The 24,950-nt window shown below is 71.5% G+C and carries 22 protein-coding genes; 9 read left to right on the top strand and 13 right to left on the bottom strand.

Features of this window, described 5'->3' with window-relative positions:
• Nucleotide 1 precedes the first annotated feature (1 nt).
• A complete protein-coding gene (locus ACWEFL_RS17230) occupies nucleotides 2–1,018 on the bottom strand; it encodes a TAXI family TRAP transporter solute-binding subunit (RefSeq protein ID WP_451712870.1) in 1,017 nt (338 codons plus the stop codon).
• A 409-nt stretch (nucleotides 1,019–1,427) separates the two neighbouring features.
• Here ACWEFL_RS17230 and ACWEFL_RS17225 point away from each other — a divergent pair, with 409 nt between their 5' ends.
• On the top strand, nucleotides 1,428–2,792 hold the full coding sequence (locus ACWEFL_RS17225; RefSeq protein ID WP_451712868.1) for an MFS transporter: 1,365 nt from the start codon (nucleotides 1,428–1,430) through the stop codon (nucleotides 2,790–2,792).
• A gap of 489 nt (nucleotides 2,793–3,281) precedes the next feature.
• On the opposite strand, the gene ACWEFL_RS17220 is transcribed toward ACWEFL_RS17225, so the two are convergent.
• The 8 genes from ACWEFL_RS17220 to ACWEFL_RS17185 are packed head-to-tail and all read right to left on the bottom strand — an operon-like array spanning nucleotide 3,282 to nucleotide 9,234.
• The gene (locus tag ACWEFL_RS17220; protein ID WP_451712866.1) at nucleotides 3,282–3,749 is read right to left on the bottom strand and encodes a VOC family protein; all 468 of its coding nucleotides are present in this window, start codon (nucleotides 3,747–3,749) and stop codon (nucleotides 3,282–3,284) included.
• A gap of 8 nt (nucleotides 3,750–3,757) precedes the next feature.
• A complete protein-coding gene (locus ACWEFL_RS17215) occupies nucleotides 3,758–4,498 on the bottom strand; it encodes a class II aldolase/adducin family protein (RefSeq protein WP_451712864.1) in 741 nt (246 codons plus the stop codon).
• On the bottom strand, nucleotides 4,495–5,865 hold the full coding sequence (locus ACWEFL_RS17210; protein WP_451712862.1) for an NAD(P)/FAD-dependent oxidoreductase: 1,371 nt from the start codon (nucleotides 5,863–5,865) through the stop codon (nucleotides 4,495–4,497). The genes ACWEFL_RS17215 and ACWEFL_RS17210 overlap by 4 nt, the downstream gene beginning before the upstream one ends.
• Complete coding sequence (locus ACWEFL_RS17205; RefSeq protein ID WP_451712859.1) at nucleotides 5,862–6,059, bottom strand: ferredoxin; 198 nt, start codon at nucleotides 6,057–6,059, stop codon at nucleotides 5,862–5,864. The genes ACWEFL_RS17210 and ACWEFL_RS17205 overlap by 4 nt, the downstream gene beginning before the upstream one ends.
• Before the next feature lie 37 nt (nucleotides 6,060–6,096).
• Nucleotides 6,097–6,882, bottom strand: a complete 786-nt coding sequence (gene hcaB, locus ACWEFL_RS17200; RefSeq protein WP_451712857.1) for a 3-(cis-5,6-dihydroxycyclohexa-1,3-dien-1-yl)propanoate dehydrogenase — start codon at nucleotides 6,880–6,882, stop codon at nucleotides 6,097–6,099.
• Nucleotides 6,879–7,193 (bottom strand): hypothetical protein, encoded by a 315-nt coding sequence (locus ACWEFL_RS17195; protein WP_451712856.1) that lies wholly within the window; start codon nucleotides 7,191–7,193, stop codon nucleotides 6,879–6,881. Before ACWEFL_RS17195 ends, hcaB begins: the two co-directional genes overlap by 4 nt.
• Entirely contained in the window at nucleotides 7,190–7,819 is a 630-nt protein-coding gene (locus ACWEFL_RS17190) for a 3-phenylpropionate/cinnamic acid dioxygenase subunit beta (protein WP_451712854.1), read from the bottom strand. Before ACWEFL_RS17190 ends, ACWEFL_RS17195 begins: the two co-directional genes overlap by 4 nt.
• A 2-nt stretch (nucleotides 7,820–7,821) precedes the next feature.
• Nucleotides 7,822–9,234 (bottom strand): Rieske 2Fe-2S domain-containing protein, encoded by a 1,413-nt coding sequence (locus ACWEFL_RS17185; protein WP_451712852.1) that lies wholly within the window; start codon nucleotides 9,232–9,234, stop codon nucleotides 7,822–7,824.
• A 120-nt stretch (nucleotides 9,235–9,354) separates the two neighbouring features.
• Here ACWEFL_RS17185 and ACWEFL_RS17180 point away from each other — a divergent pair, with 120 nt between their 5' ends.
• A complete protein-coding gene (locus ACWEFL_RS17180) occupies nucleotides 9,355–10,197 on the top strand; it encodes an IclR family transcriptional regulator (protein ID WP_451712850.1) in 843 nt (280 codons plus the stop codon).
• A gap of 83 nt (nucleotides 10,198–10,280) precedes the next feature.
• Here the strand turns inward: ACWEFL_RS17180 and ACWEFL_RS17175 are convergent, their stop codons facing one another.
• Nucleotides 10,281–11,072, bottom strand: a complete 792-nt coding sequence (locus tag ACWEFL_RS17175) for an IclR family transcriptional regulator (protein ID WP_451712847.1) — start codon at nucleotides 11,070–11,072, stop codon at nucleotides 10,281–10,283.
• Between the two features lie 83 nt (nucleotides 11,073–11,155).
• Between ACWEFL_RS17175 and ACWEFL_RS17170 the strand changes: the two genes are divergently transcribed.
• The 4 genes from ACWEFL_RS17170 (at nucleotide 11,156) to ACWEFL_RS17155 (ending at nucleotide 15,186) form a co-directional block, all read left to right on the top strand.
• Nucleotides 11,156–12,319, top strand: a complete 1,164-nt coding sequence (locus ACWEFL_RS17170) for a cupin domain-containing protein (protein WP_451712844.1) — start codon at nucleotides 11,156–11,158, stop codon at nucleotides 12,317–12,319.
• The gene (locus ACWEFL_RS17165; RefSeq protein WP_451712842.1) at nucleotides 12,316–13,155 is read left to right on the top strand and encodes a fumarylacetoacetate hydrolase family protein; all 840 of its coding nucleotides are present in this window, start codon (nucleotides 12,316–12,318) and stop codon (nucleotides 13,153–13,155) included. Before ACWEFL_RS17170 ends, ACWEFL_RS17165 begins: the two co-directional genes overlap by 4 nt.
• Nucleotides 13,152–13,805: a maleylpyruvate isomerase N-terminal domain-containing protein gene (locus ACWEFL_RS17160; protein WP_451712840.1), complete on the top strand. Its 654-nt coding sequence runs from the start codon at nucleotides 13,152–13,154 to the stop codon at nucleotides 13,803–13,805. The genes ACWEFL_RS17165 and ACWEFL_RS17160 overlap by 4 nt, the downstream gene beginning before the upstream one ends.
• A 103-nt stretch (nucleotides 13,806–13,908) precedes the next feature.
• Nucleotides 13,909–15,186: an FAD-dependent oxidoreductase gene (locus ACWEFL_RS17155; RefSeq protein WP_451713038.1), complete on the top strand. Its 1,278-nt coding sequence runs from the start codon at nucleotides 13,909–13,911 to the stop codon at nucleotides 15,184–15,186.
• 115 nt (nucleotides 15,187–15,301) lie between these two features.
• On the opposite strand, the gene ACWEFL_RS17150 is transcribed toward ACWEFL_RS17155, so the two are convergent.
• Nucleotides 15,302–16,534 (bottom strand): DUF2786 domain-containing protein, encoded by a 1,233-nt coding sequence (locus tag ACWEFL_RS17150; protein ID WP_451712837.1) that lies wholly within the window; start codon nucleotides 16,532–16,534, stop codon nucleotides 15,302–15,304.
• Between the two features lie 225 nt (nucleotides 16,535–16,759).
• Complete coding sequence (locus ACWEFL_RS17145; protein ID WP_451712833.1) at nucleotides 16,760–17,449, bottom strand: lipoprotein; 690 nt, start codon at nucleotides 17,447–17,449, stop codon at nucleotides 16,760–16,762.
• A 123-nt stretch (nucleotides 17,450–17,572) separates the two neighbouring features.
• Between ACWEFL_RS17145 and ACWEFL_RS17140 the strand changes: the two genes are divergently transcribed.
• Nucleotides 17,573–18,130: a sugar O-acetyltransferase gene (locus tag ACWEFL_RS17140; RefSeq protein WP_451712831.1), complete on the top strand. Its 558-nt coding sequence runs from the start codon at nucleotides 17,573–17,575 to the stop codon at nucleotides 18,128–18,130.
• Between the two features lie 334 nt (nucleotides 18,131–18,464).
• A complete protein-coding gene (locus tag ACWEFL_RS17135; RefSeq protein WP_451712829.1) occupies nucleotides 18,465–20,195 on the top strand; it encodes a bifunctional 3'-5' exonuclease/DNA polymerase in 1,731 nt (576 codons plus the stop codon).
• Between the two features lie 236 nt (nucleotides 20,196–20,431).
• Here ACWEFL_RS17135 and ACWEFL_RS17130 read toward each other — a convergent pair whose 3' ends face one another.
• A complete protein-coding gene (locus tag ACWEFL_RS17130) occupies nucleotides 20,432–21,484 on the bottom strand; it encodes an Acg family FMN-binding oxidoreductase (protein ID WP_451712826.1) in 1,053 nt (350 codons plus the stop codon).
• 634 nt (nucleotides 21,485–22,118) lie between these two features.
• Here ACWEFL_RS17130 and ACWEFL_RS17125 point away from each other — a divergent pair.
• Nucleotides 22,119–24,500, top strand: a complete 2,382-nt coding sequence (locus tag ACWEFL_RS17125; RefSeq protein WP_451712824.1) for a SpoIIE family protein phosphatase — start codon at nucleotides 22,119–22,121, stop codon at nucleotides 24,498–24,500.
• Nucleotides 24,501–24,950: the final 450 nt, after the last annotated feature.

The raw sequence follows: 24,950 nt of genomic DNA, 5'->3' as shown, positions 1-24,950 counted from the left end.
CCTAGCGCTCCTCGCCGGTCCGCGCGAGCGACTCGCGGCGCTCGTCGTAGTACGCCTGCGCACCGGGGTGGATCGGCAGGTCGGTGTCGGTCAGCAGGGAGAGGTCGAGCGGCTGCGTCATGGCGGCGAAGTCGCCGGTGAAGCGTGCGGAGATCTCGGCCGACTTGGCGTCGAGTGCGGACGCGGTGATGTAGGCGATCCGTTCGTGCAGGTCGGACCGGCAGATGAGCGCCCAGCCGCTGAAGTCGACCGTGGGCACATCGTCGTCGACCCCGCGCTGCCGGCCCCGCTCGATGACGCCGCGTTCCATGCCCAGCGTCTCGCAGTGCGCCAGCACCTCGTCGTCGACCGGCAGGAATCGCAGGTCGTGTGCTTCCGCGATGCGCCGCCAGCGCCGGGTCATGAACGCCTCGTCGAAGACCGCGTCGAAGGTGGGATCGACCGGCGGTTCCGTGGCCGAGTTCATCGCCTGGGGGCGGTCGTGGAGGATCTCGCCGCCCCAGCTCTCGATGTCGTCGCGGGTGATCCCGTACCGGCCCAGGATCTCGTCGATCACCCAGCCCGCCGGGTGGTGCATCTCCGGAGTCGGCATGGACAGCCGCAGCGGGTACTTCTGTTCACGGATGTCGTTCAGGCTCGTCAGTCCAGTCTCCCGGCGAACGGCGAACGCCAGCCGGTCGTCGTGCGGGAACACCGCCACGACGCTCAGGGGCAGGGGCTCGGTGAACGGTCCGCGCCCTTCGATCGCCATCCGCACGTACCACAGCGGTGTGGTCACCGCCATGTCGTACTCGCCGTCCGCGACGAGCTGCGGAGCCTTCATGCACATCTCGCCGGGGTTGCCCGTGATGGCCGCCGCCGTGGAACCGGGCGGGAACGGGCTGTAGTAACCGGCCATGCCCACCGCCGCGAGGCTGGTGACATCCATCCAGTTCTGGCCCGCGCCCAGCATGCGCAGGTGAACGGCCTCCGTCAGATCTTTCATGAACCCGATTCCCTTCGCTCTCGACTGTTCCATGGATTCTCCTCCGGCGGTCCGGACCGGTCCGGCGCGGTCCGGTCCGGTGCCGAGCGAGTGCACCGAGGTAGTTATTTCTACATAACAGAATAGACTTCTGCTGCACAGGAAACCTTGCACCCGGTTTGTCGAGTTGGTCAAGCATCAGGCGAACCTGTTGACGGGTGCTGGGGTGTGAGGTAAACAACTCCAGAGCGCGACTCTGTAGAACAGAGAAGAGAGTGAAGAAAGCAGAGACGACGGCCTCGATCGCGCGACGAGAAGGAATCAACCTTCCACCGGGGGCCGTCCGCGGAGAGACCCCTCCCCTACGCGTCGCCGCGATTCGCCCCTGGACGGAACAGCGAAGGGCACCACCCTCCCTGTACGCCTTCGGCGCGCCCGGCCGCGCATTCCCTTTGGAGACCCCATGACCGAGCAGAGCCCTCGGGCATTGCCTCGCAAGTCCGACGTGCGCACGGTGATGCTGTCCAGCTACTTCGGCACGACGATCGAGTACTACGACTTCCTGATCTACACGGCCGCCGCCGCCCTCGTCTTCGGAAAGATCTTCTTCGGTCCCGTCGACTCGGGCACCGGGACCATCCTGGCCTTCGCCACCCTGCTCGCGGGCTATCTGGCGCGCCCCCTCGGCGGCGTCATCTTCGGCCTGCTCGGGGACCGCTACGGCCGCCGCCGCATTCTGCTGGTCACCCTCGGGATCACCGGGGCGGCCACGGGCCTGATCGGCGTCCTTCCCGCCTACTCGACCATCGGCCTGTGGGCACCCGTCCTGCTCGTCGCGATCCGGATCGTCCAGGGCCTCGCGGTCGGCGGCGACTGGGGCGGATCCGTCTCCATCAGTGTCGAGACGGCACCCGGAGAGCGGCGCGGCTTCGTCGCCTCGTTCGTCAACATGGGAGCGCCGAGCGGCTCGGTGCTCGCCTCCGCGATGCTCGCGCTGTTCGGGCTGATGCCGGAGGAGGACTTCCTCGCCTGGGGCTGGCGTATCCCCTTCCTGATCGGCACGGTGCTCACCGTGATCGGCCTGGTCATCCGGATGCGGATGATCGAATCGCCGCTGTTCGCCGAGCTGCAGGCCACGGGCGAGGCACGCAAGAACGCGGCGGCCCCGCTCCGCAATGTGCTGACCCGGCACTGGCGCGCGGTGCTGATCTGCATCTTCGGCACCCTGAGCGCCTCGGCCAACACCGGGCTGCTGACCTCCTACGGCCTCACCCTGGCGACGACGGACGGCGGCCACAGCCGATCGGGCGCGCTCACCGCGCTGTCGGTCGGGGCGATCCTCCAGGTCGGTCTCATTCCCCTCTGTTCCCATCTCTCCGACCGGGTCGGCAGGCGCAAGATCCTGCTGACCGGTGCCGCACTGGGGCTGGTCGCGGCCTTCCCCGTCTTCTGGATGATCTCGTCCGGCTCGTCCGTACTGCTGTTCACCGGGTACATCCTCGGCCTCGCGGTGGTCCAGGCGCTGGTCTACGGGCCCGTGGCCGCGTTCATCTCCGAGATGTTCGACACCGAGCACCGCTACACCGGGTCGTCCCTCGCCTACCAGGTCGGCGGCACGCTGGGTGGCGGGGTCATCCCCCTCATCGCGGTCGCGCTCTCCGAACAGCACGGGTACGCGCCGGTCGCGCTGCTGACCGCGGGCGGCTTCCTGCTCGGCCTGCTGGTCATCCCGTTCGCGCGGGAGGGCACGCGGCGCGATCTGCACGGCACGGTCGCCGAACCGGCCGCCACCGCCCCCCGTACTCCCGTCCGGCAGAGCACCGATTGACGTCTCTCCCGGCTGAGGCCGGGAGATTCCCGCCTGGCCGCCGTTGTCAAGCGGCGGCCTTCGGGTGGTTCCTGCTTCATCACCCACTGCCCGGCTTGCCGGGTCTTACGCGGGCTCCACAGGCGTTTCACGGGTCACGTACTGCGGCCGATCCGGCCGCCCCGCTCCGAATCGGCGGCGCCTCGGTGAGCCGGACCCCTCCTCCGGGACGGGTCCGGGTCGCGGGCGCCGCCTCCGCCGTTCTCCCGGTCCGCGGGGACACCCCCGGACCCGAGGGGCCGCGCTGTCACCCCGCCGCCGCCGTCGCAACGTAGGGAAGCTCCATGGCCTCGTGGTCCGGCCGGGGCGAGACGGGCCGGGAAGGGGCAGGGCGGGAAGGGGCAGGGCGGGAAGGGGGCGAGGCAGGACGAGGCAGGACGAGGCGGGCACGGCAGAGGCCGGGCAGGACCCGCCGTGCGGCGGCTCCTGCCCGGCCTCCGGTTCGCCGGACTACTGCGGGTCCGGGGCCCCGGACGCCTGGTCGAGCGCCCCGGTCCACCGTCCCTTCTCCGCGCCGTGCGGAGTCCCGCTGTAGGGCTGGGTGAGGCACTCGATGATGTGCCCGCTGGGGTCACGGAAGTAGACACCGCGCCCGCCGTAGTGGTGGTTGATCTGGCCGGCCTCCTCCAGGAACTGGTCCGCGAAGTACTCGACGCCCGCCGCCTTGATGCGGTCGAAGGCTCCGTCGAACTCCTCCTCGTCCATGAGGAAGGCGTAGTGCTGGGGCTGGACGGTGTCGGAGGTGGCGGCCTGGTAGTCGGTGACGTCGATGAAGTCGAGCGCCACCGGGGGGACGACGACGGAGATGAAGGGGCCCCACTGATCCGATGCGGTGAGGCCGAGGATGGTGGCGAGGAACTCCGCCGACTCTCGCTTGTCGCGGCAGGCCACGATGGTGTGGTTGAGCGTGATGGTCATGAGGCTCCTTATGGGTGTGGGGCGGACGGGCAGCGGCTGATCTCGTGCCGCCAGGCCGTCGCCAGGTTGAAGGTGTCTCCCAGGTCGGGCAGTTCGGCCAGATCGTCCCCCGGGAGATCGGTCAGGGTGCCGCCGGCCTTGACGATGTCCAGGGAGAGCCGCGCGATGCCGTCGATGGAGACGGCCCGCAGCACGGCCTCCTGCACACTGGCGCCGGTGCTGGTGAGACCGTGGGCGCGCAGGATCACGGCGGGCCGGTCCCCCAGCGCCTCGGTCATCTCCCCGGCGAGCCGGCGGTCCCGGACCAGCACCCCGCGGGGGTAGACCGGCACCCCCAGCAGAGCCGTCCGGGTGCCCGGAATGTCGTACGCCCCGACGATCGGGCGGATGGCCAGACCGGCGAGGTCGGCGGCGACGACGGCCGGGGGGTGGACGTGCACCACCGCCTCGACATCGGGCCGCCGACGCAGGACCTCGGTGTGCAGGGGAAGCTCGTTCGGCGGAGCCCATCCGCCGTCCAGCTCCCCGGGTCCGGCCGGTGCGCCCTCCAGATCCACGAGGTGGATGTCGTCCGGCGTCGTATGGAGCAGGCCGCGTTCCCGCGGGCCGCGGCAGCGGACGAGCAGCGCGTCGCCGCCGACACGGAGGCTGACATGGCCCAGGATGCCGTCCGCGAGTCCTCGCACGGCGAGCACCCGGCACGCGTCGGAGACCAGCCGCCGCAGCTCGGCGTGGGGCCGGGGGGTCATGTCACCGCTCCGGCGGGGGAGGCGGTACCGGCGGGGGAGGCGGTACCGGTGGCGGATGTCGCTCCGGGGACGGACCCGCTCACGGCGGCGGACGCGGTTCCGGCGGCGGACGTGGACCCGGCCGCGGACGCGGATCCGGCCGCGGACGCGGTTCCGGCCGCGAGTGCGCGCAGGCGGTCCAGGGCGACTTCCGCGCGCGTGCCGACGGCGGCGAGGCGGCGGCATTCGACCAGGGCGCGGGGCCAGTTGACGGTCACCGCGCCGCACAGGTCACCGGCCGTGTCGTGGTAGATCGCGGCACCCCGGGCGTCGGCGCCGGACAGCGTGCCGATCAGGTGGTGCCCCACCGCCCGTGCCGGGGCGCCCACGATCTGGATCTTCCAGTCGTACTGGTCGCTCCAGACGTACTCCGGGGCGGAGTCGGTGCGCGGGGAATCGGGGTGGGTGATGTTGTGGGCGGCGCAGACGGCCTGGTCGACGGCGCTGGTCCAGTGCTCCACCCGTATGTGCTCCTGGTGTCGCGGGCTGAACCACCGGGCCACGTCCCCGGCGGCGAAGACGTCCGGTCTGCCGCCCGCACGGCCGTACTGGTCGCAGACCACCCCGTCGTCCAGCGCCAGTCCGGAGGAGGCCAGCCATCCGTCGTTCGGTACGGCGCCGATGCCGACGACCACGGTCGCCGCAGCGAGGGTGGCGCCGTCGGTCAGCTCCACACGCAGGTCGCCGGCCTCGCCGTGGACGGCCCGTACGCCGGTTCCGAATCGGGTGGTGACCCCATGGCGCGAATGCAGCTCGTTGAAGTAGCGGCCCACCCCCGGGCCGAGGAGGCGGCTCATGGGGATCGGCTGGGGGTCGACGAGGGTGACGGCGCATCCGTACCGGAGCGCGGTGGAGGCCACCTCGGCGCCGATGAAGCCGGCCCCCACGACCACCACCGGGCCACCGCGCCGCAGTTCGGCGCGCAGGGCGCGGCTGTCGCCGAGACCCCGCACGACGTGCACACCGGAGGCGACCGGCCAGGGCGATGGCCTGGCGGCGGCGCCTGTGGCGATGAGGCAGGTGTCGTAGTCGAGGCTGCTGCCGTCGGCGAGCAGGACCCGGCGGTTCTCCGGGTCGAGGCGCCGGGCGGCGACCCCGAGCCTGAGCCGGATGCCGAGGGTCGCCGCCTCGGACTCCGTGAGCAGGGTGATCCGGTCGGTGTCCCAGGTGCCGGAGAGCAGTTGCTTGGTCAGCGGGGGCTTGTCGTAGGGCAGTTCGGGCTCGGCTCCGACGAGGACGATCTGTCCTTCGTACCCTTCGCCGCGCAGCGCCTGGGCGGCGCGGACACCGGCCACCGAGGCTCCGACGACGACCACGGTGCCGCTCATGCGTCCTCGATCGTCAGCACCGACACCGGGCAGCTTCGTGCCGCCTCCCGGATCCGGGGCAGGTCCTGTGCGTCGACCGTGTCCTTGAGCAGGACGACCACGCCGTCGTCGTCGATGTCGTAGGTGTCGGGGGCCGCGACCACGCAGTTCGCGTATCCCTGGCACATGCCGTAGTCCGCTTTGAGTACAGGCATGATCCGGCTCCTTTCCGTGCTGGGGTGGTGAGGGGGTTCAGGACTTGACGCCGATGCCGCCGTCCGGATGGACGGCTCCGCCGGTGATGCCGCGGGCCCGGTCGGAGGCGAGGAACACATAGCTCCAGGCGTGATCGGTGCCGGAGAGGGCCACCTTGAGGGGGACCCGGTCGGCCAGTTCCCCGGCGCGGCCGGGTGTGTCACCGAGGCTGCGGGCGCCCAGGCCGAGGCTGTCCAGGCCGCGCAGGTCGGTGTTGAGGGTGCCGCCCGGTGCGACGCCGTTGACCCTGATGTCGGGGGCGAGTTCATGGGCGAGGGCGGTGACCAGTCCGCGTACGGCGAACTTCGACGCCACGTACAGGACGCCGCCCCGGCCGGGGAAGTAGCCGGAGGTCGACTCGGTGAGGATCACCGATCCCCGGGAGGCCCGCAGGGCGGGCAGGGCGGCCTTGACGGAGTGCAGATGGGTCTTGACGTTGACGGCGAACATCTCGGTGAACGCCGTGTCGATGATCTCCGCGTCGAGTTCCGTCACGCCCTGGTAGTAGTCGAAGACGCCGACGCAGTTGATGAGGACGTCCAGTCCTCCGAACTCCGAGACCGCTCGGGCCACCGCCCGCTCATTGGCGTCCCGCGTGGTGGCGTCGCCCTCGGTGACCGGCACATCGGGCGCGGCCTCGCGCAGGGCCCGGCATTTGGCCGGGTCGAGTTCCAGCGCCGCGACCCGGGCGCCCTCGGCGCGGAACGCGTCCACGACGGCACGGCCGATCCCCGAGCCGGCGCCGACGACGAGGGCGCGTTTGCCCTCGACCCAGCCGCTCACGGCGCCTCCTCCGTCTCCGTCACCATCGGCCCGAAGGGGGTGCCGATCATCGCCGAGAACGTGGCCGTGTTCTGCCAGGTGATGGCCTCCAGTTCCAGCGGGCACAGGGCGACCCACTGTCCGGAGCGGGTGGACTCGATCAGCAGCCGGGATCCGTTGCGGGTCTCGACCAGGCTCACCCTGACCTCGGAGAACTCGTTGCCGAGGGTGAGGGATTCGCCGGTGGTGCGGGCCACCAGCTCGGCCCGCTGGGCCGCCGCCCGCCGCGCGGCGCGCGCGTCCTCCTCTTCGCCGCTCCAGTGCAGCCTCATAGGAAGATCGCCAGATTCTGCATCCGGATCACGGAGTCGTCCACGAGGATGGTCCGGCGGGCCAGCTGCCAGCCGTCGGCGGTGCGCCGCAGCAGATCCTCACGGCCGGCGGAGACCTGGGCGGCCTCCCGGACATCGCCCCGGCTGCGGTAGAGCAGTATCCCGGAGTCCACGACGAGATGGTCCTCGTCGTCGGTGGCGAAGGTGCGCACGTTGGTCACATGGTGGCGCAGCCGGGACGGCGGGTCCTCGGTCCAGGCGTGCTCGGTCCGGAACCGCGCCACCCGCCGCGACAGCGAGTACTTGTCCTCGTCGAAGTGCGCCATGCCGGGCGCCGTGTCGAAGCCCGAGCCCAGCGCGGTGGTCACCCGGACGGGCATCAGGTAGTGGATGTCGTCGGTGAGCAGCCCGAGCCACTCCTCGTAGTCCTGCGCGTCGAGGGTGTACGCCTCGTCGACCAGCCACTGGTGGGCCAGCAGATGGCGGGCGTCCCCGAAGGGGATCGTGCGGCCGGTGCGCTGGAGACGGGACGCCCCGGCGCCCAGGACGGACCGGGCGGAGTGGGTGTCCGCGTGCGCGGCGGCGGGGGTGGTGTCCCGGTACGTTCTTGACTGCGTGGTCGTCATCGTCATGCCTCCTTGGCGACCGGGTGACTGTCGGGCCCGGCCGGCGCGGGGGCGGGGCCCCCGACCGCGACGGCCGCCGCCGCCTCGGCCGGTTCGCTCAGGTGGTCGGCCCACCGGTTGAGCAGCTCGCGCTGGTTGTACTCGCCGTATCCGGTGCGGGCGACTCCCGGCCCGGCGAACTGCTCGGGTGTCAGCGCGGGAACCACCTCGGTGCCGTCCTCGAGGACGCCCATACGGCTGTTGAGCAGGAGCCTGCGGGCCATCGAGCCGGCCGCGGTGTTGGTCAGCGAGACCCAGTTCTCCACGTCGTCCTGCTCGAACATGCCCGTCGAGCCGAAGCACATCAGATACGCCTTGTAGGACAGGTCCTTGAACTCCTGCGGGGCCTCGGCGTCGACCGCGAACCAGGACAGGACCTCGGTCTCGTCCTCACTGACGGGCTGCCACTGCCGGATGGAGATGAACGGCAGGACGTCCTCGCTGTCGGCCACGCGGGGCCAGTTGTGCACCAGGCTGAGATTGGGGAACACGGAGGCGGCCGAGATCATGAAGCCGTCGTCGCCGATCACCCTGAGCTGGTCGGCCGACCAGGAGGTCTTCATCCGCTCGATCATCTCGTCGGGGTAGCCGACGTAGCGCAGCCGGTCCTCCAGCGTTCCCGGTGGCAGTTTGTACGTCGTACCGCCGCCGTTGCCCGCCCAGTAGGTGCAGCCGTCCTTGCGCTTCTCGGCCTTCGGCTCCCGGAACAGCCCGATCTCCACGACGCTGGTGTGGGTCTGGGGGGTGTGGTACATGTCCCCGGCGAAGTTCTCGGCACCGATCTTCCAGTTCGCCTTGACCCGCCACCGCTGGGGGCCGCGCAGCTCGATGCCGCTGGGGCTCTGCCGGGTGTAGTAGTCCAGGTAGAAGGCGAAGTCGCCCAGGAAGTCGCGCAGGGGCGGGGCGGCGGGGTCCAGGCTGATGAAGATCAGGCCGTTGTAGGTGTCGAGGCTCGGGGCGGGCAGCAGCCGCTGCCCCTTGCGCCGGAAACCCGCCTCGCCGCCGTACGCCTCCTGGTGGAAGGGCAGGCCCACGATCCGGCCGTCGTTGCGGTAGGACCAACCGTGGTACGGGCAGCGGAAGTGCGAGGCGTTGCCCATCTCCGCCCGGCACACCTGCATACCGCGGTGCAGACACATGTTGAAGTGGGCGTGGATCTCGCCCTTCTCGTCCCGCGTCACGATGAACGAGTCCTCCAGCACGCGCCGCACGACGTAGTCGCCCGGCTGCGGTATCTCGGACTCATGGCCCACGAACATCCAGGCCCGGCTGAACAGCCGCTCCTTCTCCAGTTCGAAGACCGCTTCGTCGTTGTAGATGTACGCGGGGATCATCCCCTGGCGTACGTCGTCGAACATCTCGGCGTGGTCGGTCATGGCGACCTTTCCGGCTAATTTCTTTTCAGCAGATACTGACTCTGCCTAGTAGAACAAATACTCCTCGGGGCGTCAACGAAAGGGGGTTGAGGCCCCCTCCCGGTGGCGTAGCCTTCTGCTATGAAGAAACACGAGGAGGAGGCGGTACCGGAGGCGGCATCGGAGGGGGCACCGAGGGCGCTGCCGAAGGCGGCACCCGTCAGCGGTCCGGAGCCCCAGTACCCGATCGAGTCGGTGGACAACGCCCTCAAGATCCTGCTGCTCCTCGGGGAGCGCAGCGAGCTGCGGCTGACCGATGTCGCGAGCTACCTGGGAGTGGCCACCTCCACCGCGCACCGGCTGCTGGCGATGCTTCATTACCGGGGCTTCATCCGCCAGGCCGAGCGGGGGAAGGCGTATGTGCCCGGCGCGGCGCTGACCGGCGTGGCCCTCTCCATCCTCCAGCGCTTCGATGTGCGCGAGGCCCTCCACCCCTATCTGGACCAGCTCAACACCGAGCTGTCGGAGACGGTCCACCTGGGCGTCCTGGAAGGCACCACGGTGCGCTTCATCGACTCGATCGAGAGCCCCCGCGCGGTACGCGTCGCCTCCCGCCTGGGCCGGTCCATGCCCGCGCACTGCACCTCCACCGGCAAGTCGATGCTGTCCCAGCTGTCGCTGGAGGAGCTGCGCCGGCTGTACCCCGAGGAGGAACTCGAGGGCCTGACCCCCAACTCCATCCGGCACCGCTCCGAGCTGGAGAGCGAGGTGGAGATGGTGCGCAGGCTCGGGTACGCCACCAGCAGCGAGGAGAGCGAGGAGGGCGTCGCCTCGGTCGCCGCCGCCCTCCCGGCGCAGGGCGGCGCCCTGCGGATGGCGTTCAATGTGTCCGTCCCGGTCAGCCGGATGAACCGGACCGACCTCCGCCGGATCAGCGAGGTGCTGCGCCGGACGGTGGAGGAGGCGGGGTCGGTGCTTCACTGAGGCGGTCGCAGAGGCTTCGCTGAAGCGGGCGCGGGGCTTCACCGAGACGGGCACGGGGGCCTCGCTGAAGTGGGCGCGGGGCTTCACCGAGACGGGCGGGCAGGTGCCGCTCCCTCGGAGATCCTCTCCGCGGCCCTCGCCAGCGCGGGCACGATCTCCCGCATCCGGGCCGCCGAGTACCGCACGCTCGGCAGGGAGACGGACACGGCGGCGACGGTGGCCCCGCTCCCGTCCGTCACGGCATGCCCGACGGCGACGAGGCCCTGTTCGGAGCGCCCGAGGTTGATGGCGATGCCCGACTTCCGGACGGCCCTGAGCGTGGCCCGCAGCTCCATGAGGTCGGGGAGCTCCTCGGCCCCGTCGGACACCCCGTTCGCGTACAGATCGCCCAGCGCCTCGTCGGTGAGCGCGGCGAGCATCACGAGCCCGCCGCTGACCTGGTGCGCGGGGAAGACCATGCCCTCGCGGCTGCCGACCCGCAGCGCCCGGTCGCATTCGACCGAGGCGATGAACCGGACGGTCCGGACGGTCCGGATGCTCAGATTCGCGGTCTCGCCGAGGGTGTCGACGAGGGCGCGCAGCGGGTCGAGCGAGGCGGCGCGCAGGGCCGAGACGTCCGATCGCGCCGTGCCGGCCAGTTCCAGGACGGGCCCGGCCCGATAGCTGCGGTCCGCGTTCTGCGCGGCGAAGTCACGGTAGACCAGGGTGGACAGCAGCCGGTGGGCGCTGGAGCGGGCCACACCGAGCCTGCGGGCGGCCTCGGCCACCGTGAGCGCTCCCTCGACCTGAAGGATCGCCGCCAGTCGCAGGGCGTGGTCCACGCTGGCGATGCCGTACGCCGGCGGATTCCTCACCGGCTTGGATGGCACAGGCACACCGGCCCCTTCCTACTACCCCCATAATTCTGCAAGCCAGAATCCACTATCTCAGATCAGAGAATCTGCGTCATCGTCGCCGTATGAGCACACACGACGACGTGGTCTCCCCCGTCTCCCTGACCGCCCGGGAGGGGCCGGACCAGCCACCGGTCAGCCCCGAGCTGGAGGATCTCTACCGCGGTTTCGAGAAGGCCCTGCTGGTGCCGCTGTGGACCCGGATCGGGGATCTGATGCCCGGCCACCCCATGTCGAAGGCGCGACCGCACCGATGGGAGTGGCGGACGCTGCTCGATCTGGCGGGCCGCTCCGGTGATCTGGTGCCGGTCGGCCGGGGCGGCGAGCGGCGGGCGATAGCGCTGGCCAACCCGAGCCTGGGCGGCCGCCCGTACGCCACCCCCACGCTGTGGGCGGCCATCCAGTACCTGATGCCCGGCGAGGACGCGCCCGAGCACCGGCACAGCCAGAACGCCTTCCGGTTCGTCGTGGAGGGCGAGGGCGTGTGGACGGTGGTGGAGGGCGATCCGGTGCCGATGCGGCGCGGCGACTTCCTGCCGCAGGCCGGGCTGAACTGGCACGCGCACCACAACGCGGCCGACCGGCCGATGGCCTGGATCGACGGCCTGGACATTCCCTTCCAGTACGACATCGAGGCACAGTTCTTCGACTTCGGACGGGACGCGCTGTCGGCGGAGGAACGTACGGCACCCGACCGCTCACGCGCGGAACTCCTGTGGGGTCACCCGGGACTCGTACCCGTGTCGCAGTTCGAGCGCCGGGCGGGGGGCGCCGGCACCCCGCTGCTGCGCTACCGCTGGGAGGACACGGACGCCGCGCTGGCCGGACAGCTGGAACTGGAGCGGCGCGGTCACCCCGGTACGGTCGAGCCCGGTCACGCCCTGGTGCGCTACACCGACCCCGCGACCGCCGAAGACGTCCTGCCGACCATCCGCGCCCAGTTCCACCGCGTCCGCAGCGGCACCGAGACGGCTCCGCGCCGGGAGACGGGCTCCTCCGTCTACCAGGTGTTCGACGGCTCCGGCCGGGTCACGGTGGGCGACTTCTCCTGGTCGGTGGGGCGCGGCGACCTGTTCGTCGTCCCGTCCTGGCAGCCGCTGTCGATCCGGTCCGACGCCTCGCCGTCCGACTCCGACTCCGGCGCGCTGGACCTGTTCCAGTTCAGCGACGCCCCGATCTTCACCCGACTCCGACTCTTCCGCACCCTGACCGAGGAGACCCCCGCATGAAACTCGCCACCCTCCGTCTCGGCGACGGCGCCACCAGGGCCGTACGCGTCGAGGACGACTCCCTGGTCGATCTGGGGCAGCCGGACGTGGGCGCCGTACTGGCCTCGCCGGGCGGTCTTGAGACCGCGGCGACGGCAGACGGACGCCGGTACCCGGCCACCGGTACCGATCTCGCCCCGCTGGTCCCCCGGCCGGGCAAGATCGTCTGTGTGGGACTGAACTACCGTCAGCACATCACGGAGATGGGCCGGGACCTGCCGGAACACCCCACGCTCTTCGCGAAGTTCGCCGATACGCTCATCGGCGCCGCCGACGACATCCGGCGTCCGGTGGAGACGGAGCAGTTCGACTGGGAGGCCGAACTCGCCGTGGTCGTGGGCCGCCCGGTCCGCCGCGCCGACGAGACCCGGGCCGAGGCCGCCATCGCGGGCTTCACCGTCCTCAACGACATCACCTGCCGGGACTGGCAGTTCCGCACCCGTGAATGGCTCCAGGGCAAGAACTGGGACTCCACCACACCGCTCGGCCCCTTCCTCGTCACCCCCGACGAGGTGGGTGGCGCACGCCCCGCGCTGGGCATCCGCTGCGAGGTCAACGGGCAGGTCGTGCAGCAGGACAACACCGCCGACCTGCTCTTCGACCCGGTCGACCTCATCCGCTACGTCTCGACCGTGATCCGGCTCGACCCCGGCGACGTCATCGCCACCGGCACCCCGGGCGGTGTGGGCCACGCCAGGGACCCGCAGCTGTATCTCCGGCCGGGCGACATCGTGGTCACCGAGATCGAGGGGCTGGGCCGCCTGGAGAACCGCGTCGTGGCCGAGGGGGCCCGATGAGGACCGGGACGAGAACCCTCCGGCAGGCCCTGGCCTGGACGGCCGTAGGCACGGACCTGTGCCGCGAGGCGCTGGCGGGCCTCGACGAGACCTCGTACGAGGCTCCCTCGTCGCTGCCCGGCTGGAGCCGCAAGCATGTCGTGGCCCATCTGGCGGGCAACGCCCGCGGCCTGCACAACCTGGTGCGCTGGGCCCGCACCGGCGAACCCACCCCGATGTACGGCTCGCCGGAGGAGCGGCTGGCGGACATCGCGTCGGGCGCGCGGTTGCCCGCCGACCTGCTGACCGCCCGGTTCGAGGAGTCCGCCACGGCGCTGGCCCAGGCGATGGCCGACCTGTCCGAGGCGCACTGGCGGACGGAGGTGGTCACCGCCCAGCAGCGGACCGTGCCCGCCGCCGAGGTGCCGTGGCTGCGGGCGAGGGAGGTCATGGTGCACGCCGTCGACCTCGGCACCGGTGTCCGGTTCGCCGACCTGCCCGAGGAGTTCCGTACCGCACTCCGCGACGACATCCGCGCCAGGCGGGGCGACGGCGTGCCAACCGTCCACGGCGACGACGCGGAGATCACCGCGTATCTGGCGGGCCGCCCGTACACCGGGGTGACGACGGCCGACGGTCTGCCGGCCGAGCGGCTGCCGCCGTGGCTGTGACCCGACGAGTACGGCGCCGGCGCCGGGAGGAAGCCCGGACGACAGGCCGGGACAGGCCGAGGGACAGCGGAAGAGAAACGACATGGACACCAGAGACGACGACATGAACACCACAGCCACGGCCACCGCCGCACCCCGTCCGGACGTCCTGGTGATCGGCGGCGGGATCGGCGGTCTCTCGGCCGCGCTGGCACTCACCCGGCAGGGCCTTCGCGTCCGCCTCTACGAGCAGGCACCGGAGTTCGGCGAGGTCGGGGCGGGCCTGCAACTCGCCCCGAACTGCACCCGGATCCTGCACGCGTACGGACTCCTGGACGAGGCCGCCCGGCTCGGCGTCCTCCCCGAGCAGATGCTGATGAAGGACGCGCTGGACGGAAGCACCCTGACCCGCGTGGACCTCAAGGACCTGGAACGCCGTTACGGCTTCCCCTACCTGGTGATGCACCGCAGCGACCTGCACGGCGTCCTGCTGCGCGCCTGCCGCCGGGCGGGCGTGGAACTGGTCACCGGGGCACGGGCGGTGGCATACGAGAACCTGCCGGGCGGCGCGCGCGTCACCCTGGCCGACGGCCGCCACGACGAGGCCGAGGTCGTCCTCGCCGCGGACGGGCTCCACTCGGTCGCACGGGCACTGCTCATCGACGACGAGCCCGTGAACTCGGCCTACGTCGCGTATCGCGGCGCGGTCCCCATCGAGGAGGTACACGAGGACGACGTACCCGAGGGGGATGTCGTCCTGTACGTCGGCCCGCACTGCCACTTCGTCCGGTACCCGCTGCGCGGCGGCACGATGCTCAACCAGGTCGCGGTGTTCCGGTCGCCGAAGGCCCTCGCCGGCCAGGACGACTGGGGCACCCCGGACGAACTCGACCGCGCCTTCGAGGGCACATGCGACCAGGTCCAGCGGGGGCTGCCGCTGATGTGGCGGGACCGGTGGTGGCGGATGTTCGACCGCGACCCCCTCATGAAGTGGGTGACCGGCCGTATCGCCCTCCTCGGCGACGCCGCCCATCCGCCCCTCCAGTACATGGCCCAGGGCGCTGTGATGGCGATCGAGGACGGCTGGGTACTCGCCGAGCACGTGGCCGCGCAGCGGCCCCGGCGCTCCGGTACCGGATCCGGCGTCGACTGGGACACGGCCCTGGCCGCCTACGAGGCCGTACGCCCCGAGCACTGCCGCCGGGTGGTCCTCACCGCCCGCTCCTGGGGTGACCTGTGGCACCACGTCGGCATCAAACGGGAGCAGCGCAACGCCGTGCTCCGCGCCCGCCGGACCGACGACTACGCCTTCATGGACTGGATCTACGGCCCCACGGCCCTGACGCCCGGCGAGGAGCCGGCGATGTTCCGCACGATCGCGCTGGACTCCGTGACGGTATGAGGGCGGGGGGCCGCCACAGAGGGGATCCGCCCGCGCATCAGTGCGGTCTCGGCGGCCTCGGCACCGCTCACCGGCGGCCGAGAAGGAGTGACGGTCGCGGACGCCGACACGCGGATCAGCGGTGGTCCGCGGCCGGCCCTCCTCGTTCCCTGCCTCGTTCCCTGCCTCGTTCCCGGCGCGCGGGCCGGGCGTTCACGGCGCGCCGGTCCCCGGAGACCCTGGCGCTGTCCGCCGCCGCCCGCCCCTCCACCCAGCCGGCCTCGTCGCCCGCGCCCCGGACGCGGGTCGAGGTGGTACGCGGGAACAGTTCCTCCGTACGCGAGGTGACGGCGATCTCCCTGGTCGCGAGCACGGGCAGTAGATCGGCGGGGGCGGCGACGGTCCGCGCCGCCGCCGTGAGGCGTTCGCCCAGGCGGGCCGCGTAGGAGAGCAGGAAGGACTGGCGGAAGGTCTTCGTACGCCTGCGTCCACCCGCGCGCTGGGTCGCCTCGGCGCGGGTCATGGCGGCCGTGCCCTGGACGAGCAGGGAGGTGTAGAGCAGTTCGACCGCCTCGAGGTCGGGGGCGAAGCCGACGACGGTCGAGAAGCCGAAGCTCTCGTTCCAGACGGCCCGGCAGTGGTTCGCGGAGGCGACGGCGTCGAGAAGGATCGCCTTCGACGTCTCGTACGGCGGGTCGACACCGATACGGCAGGCGGCGGGCACGGCGGAGCCCGCCGACGCGGTACGGTCCGCCCGTGCCGCGAGGGCCGACTCGTCCAGGCTGTGGCGGGCCGCCAGCTCCTGGGCCTTGGCGGTCAGGGCCTCGGCCTCTTCCGGGAAGTCCGTGGCCTCCGCCTTGGCGAGCAGGGCGCGTATCCGGGTCAGCGTCCGGGGCTCGTGCACCGGCGCGTCGGCGAAGGGCGTGCCCGGCACGGGGCCCACCGGCTCGATCGCCGGGAGGCGGATCAGTACGCGGTACAGCTCCAGCACGGCCGAGGCATGGGAGAAGCGGTCCCCCCGCCGACCGGACGCGACCGTTCCCCTCGATGCCTCCGGCTCCGCCCGCGCCTCCAGTTCGGCGAGCTGGGCCGACCAGCGCGGCGGGAGCCCCTCGTACCGCCGCGTCTCGGCCAGGATCAGGCCGGAGACCAGGCGCACATGGTGGGGGTCCAGGTCCCGCCGTACGAGACGGGCGACGTCGGCCGGCTGCCAGCCGCGCTCCCATGCCCGCCGGAGGTACTCCTCACCGCGCCGATCGAGTTCGGCGTCCGCGCCGGGATGGGCGGCGAGCAGCGACGCGGCGGCGTCGAGGGAGGCGTCGCCGTCCACGTACAAGGCACCGGCCAGCGCGTCGTCCACCGTGGTCATCGGGTCACCTCCTCGCCCGATCATCCCAGGTGGGTCGGTATCGCTTTCGTCCGTGGGTGGCCGCAAACCGTCCGCACGGCTCCGCCGGGGCTGGCGTCCTCGGGCTGTCGGCGTTCAGGCCGTCGGCATCCGTGCTGCCGGCGTCCGAGCTGTCGGCGTCCGAGCTGACGTCCTCCGAGCTGTCGGCGTCCGGGCTGACGTCCTCCGGGCTGTCGGCGTCCGGGCTCACACCGCTCGTACGGACTTCTTCGCCAGCGCGTACGCGGGAAGCATCTGATCGTGCTCGGCGGAGTCCAGGCCGCCGAGATCGAAGAGGACGATCCCCTTCGGGGTGGTGAAGGCGAGTGCCCGCGCCCTCTTCTTCTCGTCGAGGAGTTCGTTCTTCTCGACGTACGTCACCTCGGCGGCCTGGTACTCGCCCGCCTTGGCGCCGGTGTAGACGACGTCCTCGGAGGACTCGACGTACGCGGTGAGGAAGGCTTCGAGCGCCTTGCGCGGGTCGTCGCCCTTCGCGCCGCCCGTCCAGACGCGGAGGAAGCCGATGTTCCCGGCCGGTTTGGCGTCGATCTCGCAGACGAGGCGGACCGGCCCCATGGCGGGCAGCGCCGCTTCGCCCTGGGCCTTGACCGCTTCCGGTCGCCAATCCGCGGCGAGGTCGAAGGTGACGGGCAGCTCACAGGGGGTGCCCTTGCCACCGACGGAGCCGCCCTTCGCGGCGGCGGGAGGCTCGGCCGCGTTCTTCGCCTCCGGGGTGCCGGCCGTGTCTCCGGCCTTCGGGGTCCCGCTCCCCTCCCCGCCCCCGGTCTGCCCGGCGGAGGCCGCCTTGTCCGGCTCCGGCTCGGTCTCCGAGGAGCAGCCGCTCAGCAGGCCGCCGAGCACTCCGACGGCCAGCGCCACCGGGACAGCGCCCCGCATCAGACCTCTCGCAAGAGCCCTCGTCCCCATGCCCGTGTTCCCCCTTCGCCCTGGCTTCGCCGGTCGGTTGGAGATGATCCTAGAGAGGCTGATGCGAGTGACGGGACGCGGGAGGGCTGCGGAGTGGGCGAACAGAAGGACCGGATGCTGGCCGGCAAGTGGTACATCCCGGATGATCCCGAACTGGCGGCGGACACCGTCCGCCGCTTCGAACTGTGCGCCGCCTACAACGGGAACGGCGGCGCGCCCATCGAGGAGCGGGCGGCGATTCTGGCCGAGCTGCTGGGAGCGGTGGGTGAGGCGGTACGGATCCGGCCGCCGTTCCAGTGCGACTACGGCTCCCAGATCTCGATCGGCGACCGGGTCTTCGTCAACTTCAACGCCGTCTTCGCCGACGCCGCGCCCATCAGGATCGGCTCGGACGTCCAGATCGGGCCGAATGTGCAGCTGCTGACGCCGACCCATGAACTCGACAGTGAGCGTCGCCGCGCGGGGTGGGAGAAGGGCGAGCCGATCACCATCGGGGACAACGTCTGGCTGGGTGGCGGGGTGATCGTCTGCCCCGGGGTGACGATCGGCGAGAACACGGTGGTGGGCGCGGGGGCGGTGGTGACCAAGGATCTGCCGGCGGGGGTGCTGGCGGTGGGGAATCCGGCACGGGTGATCCGCGAGCTGAACTGAGTGGAAGCCGGAGGCGGGAGGCCGGAGGCCGGAGGCGGGAGGCCGAAGGCGGGTGCGGGTGCGGGAGGCCGGGTGCGGGTGCCCGGACCGGGTGCCCGGCACGCCGGACCGGGCATCCGGGACCGCCGGATTCGCCGGGCCGGACCGCTGGACCAAATACCCGGCCCAGCGGGCGACCGGGCCACCCTGGTCCACTGGGCGACCGGGTCAGCTCCGGAGTCGGCTCCACGGGTGTGGGCTCCGGGGGTGTGGCCTCCGTGATCGGCGCGTGCCCCGACACCCGGATCGTGGCAGGTCAGGGCCGCTGTCAGACCTGGGTGCCACACTCAGGGACATGAGTGGACGGTGGGCTCTGGCGGCGGCGGAGGGCGACGGGGCGCGGCTCGTCCCCCTCGGCTCCGACGGGATGCCCGCCGGGCCCGTGCGGGAGGAGCCCGATCTGGTCGAGGCGGTCCGGTCGCGGCCGGATGTGGAGCGGTGGGTGTGGCGGTCCACCTCCGAGGTCTATCCCCGGCTGCTGGCGGCCGGTGTCCGGGTCGAGCGGTGTTACGACATCGAGGACGCCGAGTCGCTGCTGCTCGGGCACGAAGGGCGGCTCGGGGAGCCCCGGTCGGCCGCGGCGGCGCTGGCCCGTCTGCGGCGGGGGCCGGTGCCGCCCGACCCTCCGCCGCGGGCTGCCGAGCCCGGATCGCAGTCGTCGCTGTTCGAGCCGCAGCCCGTGCCCGTTCCGCTGGAGTCGCTGCTGGAGGTGTACGGGGAGCAGCTGCGTCGGCACGAGGCCGCCGAGCACCCCGCGCGGATGCGGCTGCTGACGGCCGCGGAGTCGGCGGGGATGCTGGTGGCCTCGGAGATGAACCGCGCGGGGCTGCCCTGGCGTGCGGATGTCCACCGGCAGGTGCTGCACGAGCTGCTGGGAGAGCGGTATGCGGGCGGGGGCGAGCCACGGCGGCTGGCGGAGCTGGCGGACGAGGTGTCGGCGGCGTTCGGGCGGCGGGTGCGGCCGGATCTGCCCGCGGATGTGCTGAAGGCGTTCGCGGGAGCCGGGATCCGGGTGCGGTCGACGCGGCGCTGGGAGCTGGAGGAGATCGACCATCCGGCGGTCAAGCCGTTGATCCAGTACAAGAAGCTGTACCGGATCTGGGTCGCGCACGGCTGGAGCTGGCTCCAGGACTGGGTGCGGGACGGGCGCTTCCGTCCCGGTTATCTGCCGGGCGGTACCGTCTCGGGCCGCTGGACCACCAACGGCGGCGGGGCCCTTCAGATACCGAAGGTGATCCGGCGCGCGGTCGTGGCCGACGAGGGCTGGCGGCTGGTGGTCGCCGACGCCGACCAGATGGAGCCGCGGGTGCTGGCCGCCATCTCCCGCGATCCCGGTCTGATGGAGGTGGCCGGTCATGAGGGCGATCTGTACACCGTCCTGTCCGACCGGGCCTTCTCCGGCGACCGTGAGCACGCCAAGCTGGCGCTGCTCGGCGCGGTCTACGGCCAGACCTCGGGTGACGGCCTCAAGAACCTGGCGGCGCTGCGGCGCAGGTTCCCCGCCGCGGTCGCGTATGTGGACGAGGCGGCGCGGGCGGGCGAGGAAGGCCGTCTCGTACGCACCTGGCTGGGGCGCACCAGTCCACGGGCCGCCGGGGCGGAGGACGGCGACGGTGAGGCGGGCATCCCCCAGGAGGAGGGGCCCGCACCGGCGGACGGTGGCGCGATGGAGGGTCGTACGGCGGACGGTGATACGGCGGCGGGCGGGTTCACTCCGGGGTACGCGTCGTCGGACGCACGGGCGCGCGGCCGGTTCACCCGTAATTTCGTCGTGCAGGGCAGCGCAGCGGACTGGGCGCTGCTGCTGCTCGCCGCGCTCCGACAGGCGACTGCGGGGATGCGGGCCGAGCTGGTCTTCTTCCAGCACGACGAGGTGATCGTGCACTGCCCGGCGGAGGAGGCGGAGACGGTGGTGAAGGCGATCCGGGAGGCGGGGGAACGGGCGGGACGGATCGCCTTCGGGGAGACGCCGGTGCGGTTTCCGTTCACGACGGCGGTGGTGGAGTGCTACGCCGACGCGAAGTGACAGAGAGCGGGAGGGCGAGCGCGGCTCCGCCGCGGATGGGGTGCGAGCACGGCTGAGCGGCCGCGGTTCGGTGCGGTGCCGCGGTCCTACGGTGTGGCGCGGTTCGGTGGGGTGCGGGCGCGACTGTGCGGCCGGGGTCCGGTGGGGCCGTGGTCCGGCGGGGGGGCACACGGCCCCTCGCGGCCCGGTGGGGTCGCGCGGGCCGACGGGGTGGCGCGTTCCGGTGGCGGGTGCCGTCACTCCTCGAAGGAGTCGATCGACAGCACGTCGGCCACCGACCGGCGACGGGTCATCGGCCCCGCCGGGCCGTATCCCAGCCGGATCACCATATGCACATGGCCCATCGCCGACGCGGGATCGCGTACCGCCCAGCGCAGGTCGCTCCACTCCAGGGCCTGCGAGGCGACCGAGGTGGCGAGCCCGTCGAGGGTGGCTTCGAGGAGGACGCGTTCCATCGCCTGCCCGGCCCGGAGCCAGTCCACCGGCCGGTCGTGAGCGGTGCCGAGAAGGGCGAGCTGCGGGGAGTGTTCGAAGACGGCCGTTTCGCGCGTGGCATCGTCTTGCGTGGCACCGAAGTCCCGTACGAGGGCGTCACCGCCGCGCGGACGCGGGCCGAAGGCGTACGCGGGGATGCCGTCGCCGCGCGGCTCCTCCCCTTCGCGCGGGCGCTCACCGGTCCAGTGGGCCGCCTCATCCCGGTGCCCGGCGTCCTGGAAGTCGCGGAAACCCGCCTCGCCGGCGAGGTCGACCACGGTCTGCCGGTGGAACTCGTCGGGGAAGGCGAGCCGGGCGCCTTCGAGGAGCGCGGCCCGCCGCAGCACGTCGAGCAGCGGTTCCTCGATCCGCTCCTCGCGGAAGGGGGCACGGCTGCTGTGTCTGCGGTGGAGGGCGGGGTAGAGCTCGGCGAGTTCGTCGTACGTCTCACGAGGCCCGGTGATCTCCATCTCCGCCATGAGCGCGGGGTCCGAGGGGTCGGGGAGCAGCCGGGTGACCGGTTCCCAGCCCGCGTGCACGACGGCGACCCGCAGATTGAAGACGGCGGCGGCACAGCTGAGGTGGAGGGCCCTTCGGTCGGGGTCGGTCTCCGGGAGCTGGCGCGTCAGATCGGCGCGTATCCGGAACGTCCGCGTCCTGGGGTCGAAGCGGAATGTCCAAGGCTGTGCGTTGTGCAGGGAAGGGGCCAGGACGGCGTCCCCGACGAGAGACGCGATGGTCGCGCCGTCGAAGGCGGTCACCGGGTCGGGTGTGCTCTGGGGTGCCGTGTCAGATGCCCTGTTTGCTGTGTGCACGGATTCCGTAACCTCCTCTTGAGAGGGTCCAGCCGTGCCGCCGGTGGGCGGACTGAGGCGGGCGCGGTTCGGAAGGACTCGGGACGGAGTGCGTGGCGGGGATGCCGCTGGGGGTGTCAGCGCATCGCGCACCGCGCGGTGCGCGCGTTTTCCCTTCACGGCCTTCACGGCGCTTCCACGTCCGGTCTCTGTCCTCCTCGGGTTCCAGGGTCCCGGTTACCCGCACACAAAAGGAGGGCCAAAAGTCTTATATTGCAATGAAACTCACAAAAAAACCTTTTTGTAATATTTTTACCATCAGGGGTGGGATAGCGCGCGTGAGGGAGTTCCCTCCAGCCGTCGCTTGTGCCACGCGGCCGCCGCTTGTGCCACGCGGAGTGCCAAGACCTCGCGGGCCCGGCGCTCCGGGCCGTCCGGACCCGCGCTCCGACGGCTCCCGGTCGGCGAAAAGGCCGGTCGGGAGGAGACTGGGAGGAGACTGGTCAGTGAGGACAGCTCACGAGCGGGCCCACCGGGGCGCGAGCCGCCCCTGCGGGGCTGTTGTCCGGTCCGGAGCTGCCGCCCGCGAGGAGACACGGCGGCCCGGTCGTTCCGGACCGTCGCCCCGGTGAGCACGTGGGCGAGGAGGTGAGCGGTGGCGGCGGAGGACCGCGAGCGCGACTGCGGCGCGGATCAGGCGGTCAGCGGCACAGACCCCGCGGCGACCTCCGGACCCGCCGTGGAAAGCACCATGCCCACACCGGCGACCGCCGACGACGCCGTCGCCGGCGAGACGGCTTCGACCGTCGCGACCGACCCCCGGACCGAACCCAGGACCGCCCCCAGGATCAGTGTCCGGGACGCCGTGGCCCGGCTGCTGGCCTGCCCGGACCTGGACAGCCTGCTCAGCACCGCCCTCGACGTGGCACTGGCGGCCGTCGGCGCGGACGCCGGGGTCGTGTACGTCGCCGAGGACGACGGATGGATCCGGCTCGCGGAGTACACGGGCACGAAGATGGAGATGATGGAGCGGGTCCCCGCCCTCGCCCCGGACTCCCCGCTGGCCCTCGCCACCGCCCTACGCGAACGGCGGCCGGTTCGCGGACTGGCCGAGAACCTCTACAAGCGGTTCCCCGACCTGGATTTCCTCAACGCCCCGATCGACTACATCGTCGTACCGATGCTGATCGACGACCGCGCTCTCGGCGCCTTGGGCGTTCGATACGCCCGAACCGACCCGCTCTCCGCGGACGAGGAGCAGTCGCTCAGGACGCTCGCCGATGTGTGCGCCCTCCGGCTGGAGCATCTGCAGTTGCCCGAGCCGTTCGGCACCCCGGCCCCCACCGCCCCCGTGCGCTCCTCCAAGCCGGGAACCAACCCGATCGAGTTCTGGCAGAGCCGGCGGAACCGCCAGTCCCGGCGGACCCGCCTCGAACTCGCCATGTCCAGCGGGAACATCGGGGCCTTCGAGTGGGACATCACGTCCGGCACGGTCGTCTGGGACGAACGCACGATCAAACTGTTCGGCCTCGAATCGGAGAGTTTCGACTCGCGGATCGAGACCTTCTTCGAGGCCGTGCACCCCGACGACCGCGACTTCATGCGGGAGGCGATCGAGAGGAGCCTGGTGGCGGGGGAGCAACACACCGTCAACCGGGTCGTGTGGCAGGACGGCTCCGTTCACTGGGTGGAGGCGCGGGGCACCGTCGAGTACTCCCCCGACGGCGAACCCCTGGTCATGATCGGTGTGGTGTGGGACGTCACGGACCAGCGAGTGCGCACGATCCGGCGCGAGGCCCGCAGGGAGTTCGTCCTCAAGGTGACCAACGCCTTCACCGCGGCGCTGTCGACACAGGACGTCCTCGACACCATGACCGGAACCGTCCTGCCCGAACTGGGCGCGACCGCGATGGCCATCCACATCGAGCGCGAGGGACGGCTCGTGCTCGCGGGCGCGGTCGGCTACCCCGACGAGACGATGGCGCGGCTGCGGCTGATCGGCACGGAGGAGGACAACCCGATGGCCGAGGTCCTCCGGGAGGGCCAGCCGCTCTTCTTCGGTTCACGCGCCGAGTATCTGAAGTGTTTCCCCGATCCGGGGGTCCGGCCGTCCGAGAATCATCACGCGTTCGTTTTCCTGCCGCTGGCGTCGGCGGACGGCGCGGTCGGCACCTGTCTCATCTCGTACCGGGAGCCCCGCGAGTTCAGCTCCGACGACCAGATCATCACCGCCGCCATCTCCGGCATCCTCGCCCAGTCCCTGGCCCGCGCCCGCCTCTCCGATCTGTTCCGGCGGCGGATGACGGACCTCCAGGATCTGATGATGCCGCGTGCCCTCCCCCGGCTGCCCGGCTTCGAGATCGCCGCACGCTATCTCCCGTCCGCCGAGGGCATGCAGGTCGGCGGCGACTGGTTCGACATGCTGCCGCGCGAGGACGGTGGCGCGTCGTTCGTCATCGGCGATGTGCAGGGACACAGCGCGCAGGCCGCCGGTGTGATGGGACAGCTGCGGACCGCCCTGCGGGCGCACGCCGCGGACGGCTACCGGGCCCAGCATCTGATGGCGCGTGGCAATCAGACCCTGTGGGGACTGGACACCGATCGTTTCGCCACCTGCTGCATCGTCGACGTGTCGCCGCGCGCCGGGCATCTCGAAATCGTACGGGCCGGACATCCGAACCCGCTCCAGGCCGAGCCCGACGGCACCGTCCACGAGCTGGCGGTGCCCGGCGCGCTCCCGCTCGGATACTCGGCGAACGACAGGTATCCCGTCTTCCACGGCCAACTCCAGCCGGGTGCCGCGCTGCTGCTCTTCACCGACGGGCTGGTGGACCGCCCGGACCGGCCGTACGACGAAGCCGTCGCCGCCGTGGCCACCGTCTTCGGCCAGTGGGTGAAGATGCTGGGCGCCGACGGAACCTACGGGAAGGCCGATCTGGAGGCACTCGCCGACACTCTCGTCTCGGACACTTTCACGCATCCCGGATACGACGATGTGGCGGTGCTTCTGCTGCGGCGTACGCCCATGCCGTCGTAGGCGCGCGTACGCCCTGCCCGTAGACACGGCCGTTGCCATTGCCGTGGTCGGGGCCGTGAGTCAGGCGCTCGGCCATGGCGCGCGCTCCCCACGGATGCCGCGCACCCCGCTGATTCGAACGACGGATCACGGCGGCCACGCCCGCTCCCCCTCACGAGCCACCGGGAAACCCAAACTTTTGAGCGATTCTCCGACCGTTACGGATCGCTGATCAGCAGCGTTGTACATGCTGCGGAACGTCGGGCGCACGTACTACCGAGGCGGAGTGGCTCGTATGGCAGAGCGCGGAAAGAGCACGGAGAATCGAACAGGCGACAAGGCGGCGAGAGGTGCCGAGGAGGCTCAGGGGGCGGATACCGGAACCGGCCAGGACCCCGGAACAGGCGAGGAGCGCGAAACCGGCCAGGAGTCCGAAGCCGGCGAGGAGTCCGGAGCCGATCAGGGCTCCAG

This window comes from Streptomyces sp. NPDC004838 (assembly GCF_053600955.1).
The sequence above is the reverse complement of the archived record's forward strand: the minus strand, read 5'-3'. Positions and strand labels throughout refer to the sequence as shown.

What these genes read in the sequence shown, in the direction of transcription:
- ACWEFL_RS17230 (WP_451712870.1), bottom strand. Translation starts at nt 1,018, where the DNA reads ATGGAACAGTCGAGAGCGAAGGGAATCGGGTTCATGAAAGATCTGACG.
- ACWEFL_RS17225 (WP_451712868.1), top strand. Translation starts at nt 1,428, where the DNA reads ATGACCGAGCAGAGCCCTCGGGCATTGCCTCGCAAGTCCGACGTGCGC.
- ACWEFL_RS17220 (WP_451712866.1), bottom strand. Translation starts at nt 3,749, where the DNA reads ATGACCATCACGCTCAACCACACCATCGTGGCCTGCCGCGACAAGCGA.
- ACWEFL_RS17215 (WP_451712864.1), bottom strand. Translation starts at nt 4,498, where the DNA reads ATGACCCCCCGGCCCCACGCCGAGCTGCGGCGGCTGGTCTCCGACGCG.
- ACWEFL_RS17210 (WP_451712862.1), bottom strand. Translation starts at nt 5,865, where the DNA reads ATGAGCGGCACCGTGGTCGTCGTCGGAGCCTCGGTGGCCGGTGTCCGC.
- ACWEFL_RS17205 (WP_451712859.1), bottom strand. Translation starts at nt 6,059, where the DNA reads ATGCCTGTACTCAAAGCGGACTACGGCATGTGCCAGGGATACGCGAAC.
- ACWEFL_RS17195 (WP_451712856.1), bottom strand. Translation starts at nt 7,193, where the DNA reads ATGAGGCTGCACTGGAGCGGCGAAGAGGAGGACGCGCGCGCCGCGCGG.
- ACWEFL_RS17190 (WP_451712854.1), bottom strand. Translation starts at nt 7,819, where the DNA reads ATGACGACCACGCAGTCAAGAACGTACCGGGACACCACCCCCGCCGCC.
- ACWEFL_RS17185 (WP_451712852.1), bottom strand. Translation starts at nt 9,234, where the DNA reads ATGACCGACCACGCCGAGATGTTCGACGACGTACGCCAGGGGATGATC.
- ACWEFL_RS17180 (WP_451712850.1), top strand. Translation starts at nt 9,355, where the DNA reads ATGAAGAAACACGAGGAGGAGGCGGTACCGGAGGCGGCATCGGAGGGG.
- ACWEFL_RS17170 (WP_451712844.1), top strand. Translation starts at nt 11,156, where the DNA reads ATGAGCACACACGACGACGTGGTCTCCCCCGTCTCCCTGACCGCCCGG.
- ACWEFL_RS17165 (WP_451712842.1), top strand. Translation starts at nt 12,316, where the DNA reads ATGAAACTCGCCACCCTCCGTCTCGGCGACGGCGCCACCAGGGCCGTA.
- ACWEFL_RS17160 (WP_451712840.1), top strand. Translation starts at nt 13,152, where the DNA reads ATGAGGACCGGGACGAGAACCCTCCGGCAGGCCCTGGCCTGGACGGCC.
- ACWEFL_RS17155 (WP_451713038.1), top strand. Translation starts at nt 13,909, where the DNA reads ATGAACACCACAGCCACGGCCACCGCCGCACCCCGTCCGGACGTCCTG.
- ACWEFL_RS17150 (WP_451712837.1), bottom strand. Translation starts at nt 16,534, where the DNA reads ATGACCACGGTGGACGACGCGCTGGCCGGTGCCTTGTACGTGGACGGC.
- ACWEFL_RS17145 (WP_451712833.1), bottom strand. Translation starts at nt 17,449, where the DNA reads ATGCGGGGCGCTGTCCCGGTGGCGCTGGCCGTCGGAGTGCTCGGCGGC.
- ACWEFL_RS17135 (WP_451712829.1), top strand. Translation starts at nt 18,465, where the DNA reads ATGAGTGGACGGTGGGCTCTGGCGGCGGCGGAGGGCGACGGGGCGCGG.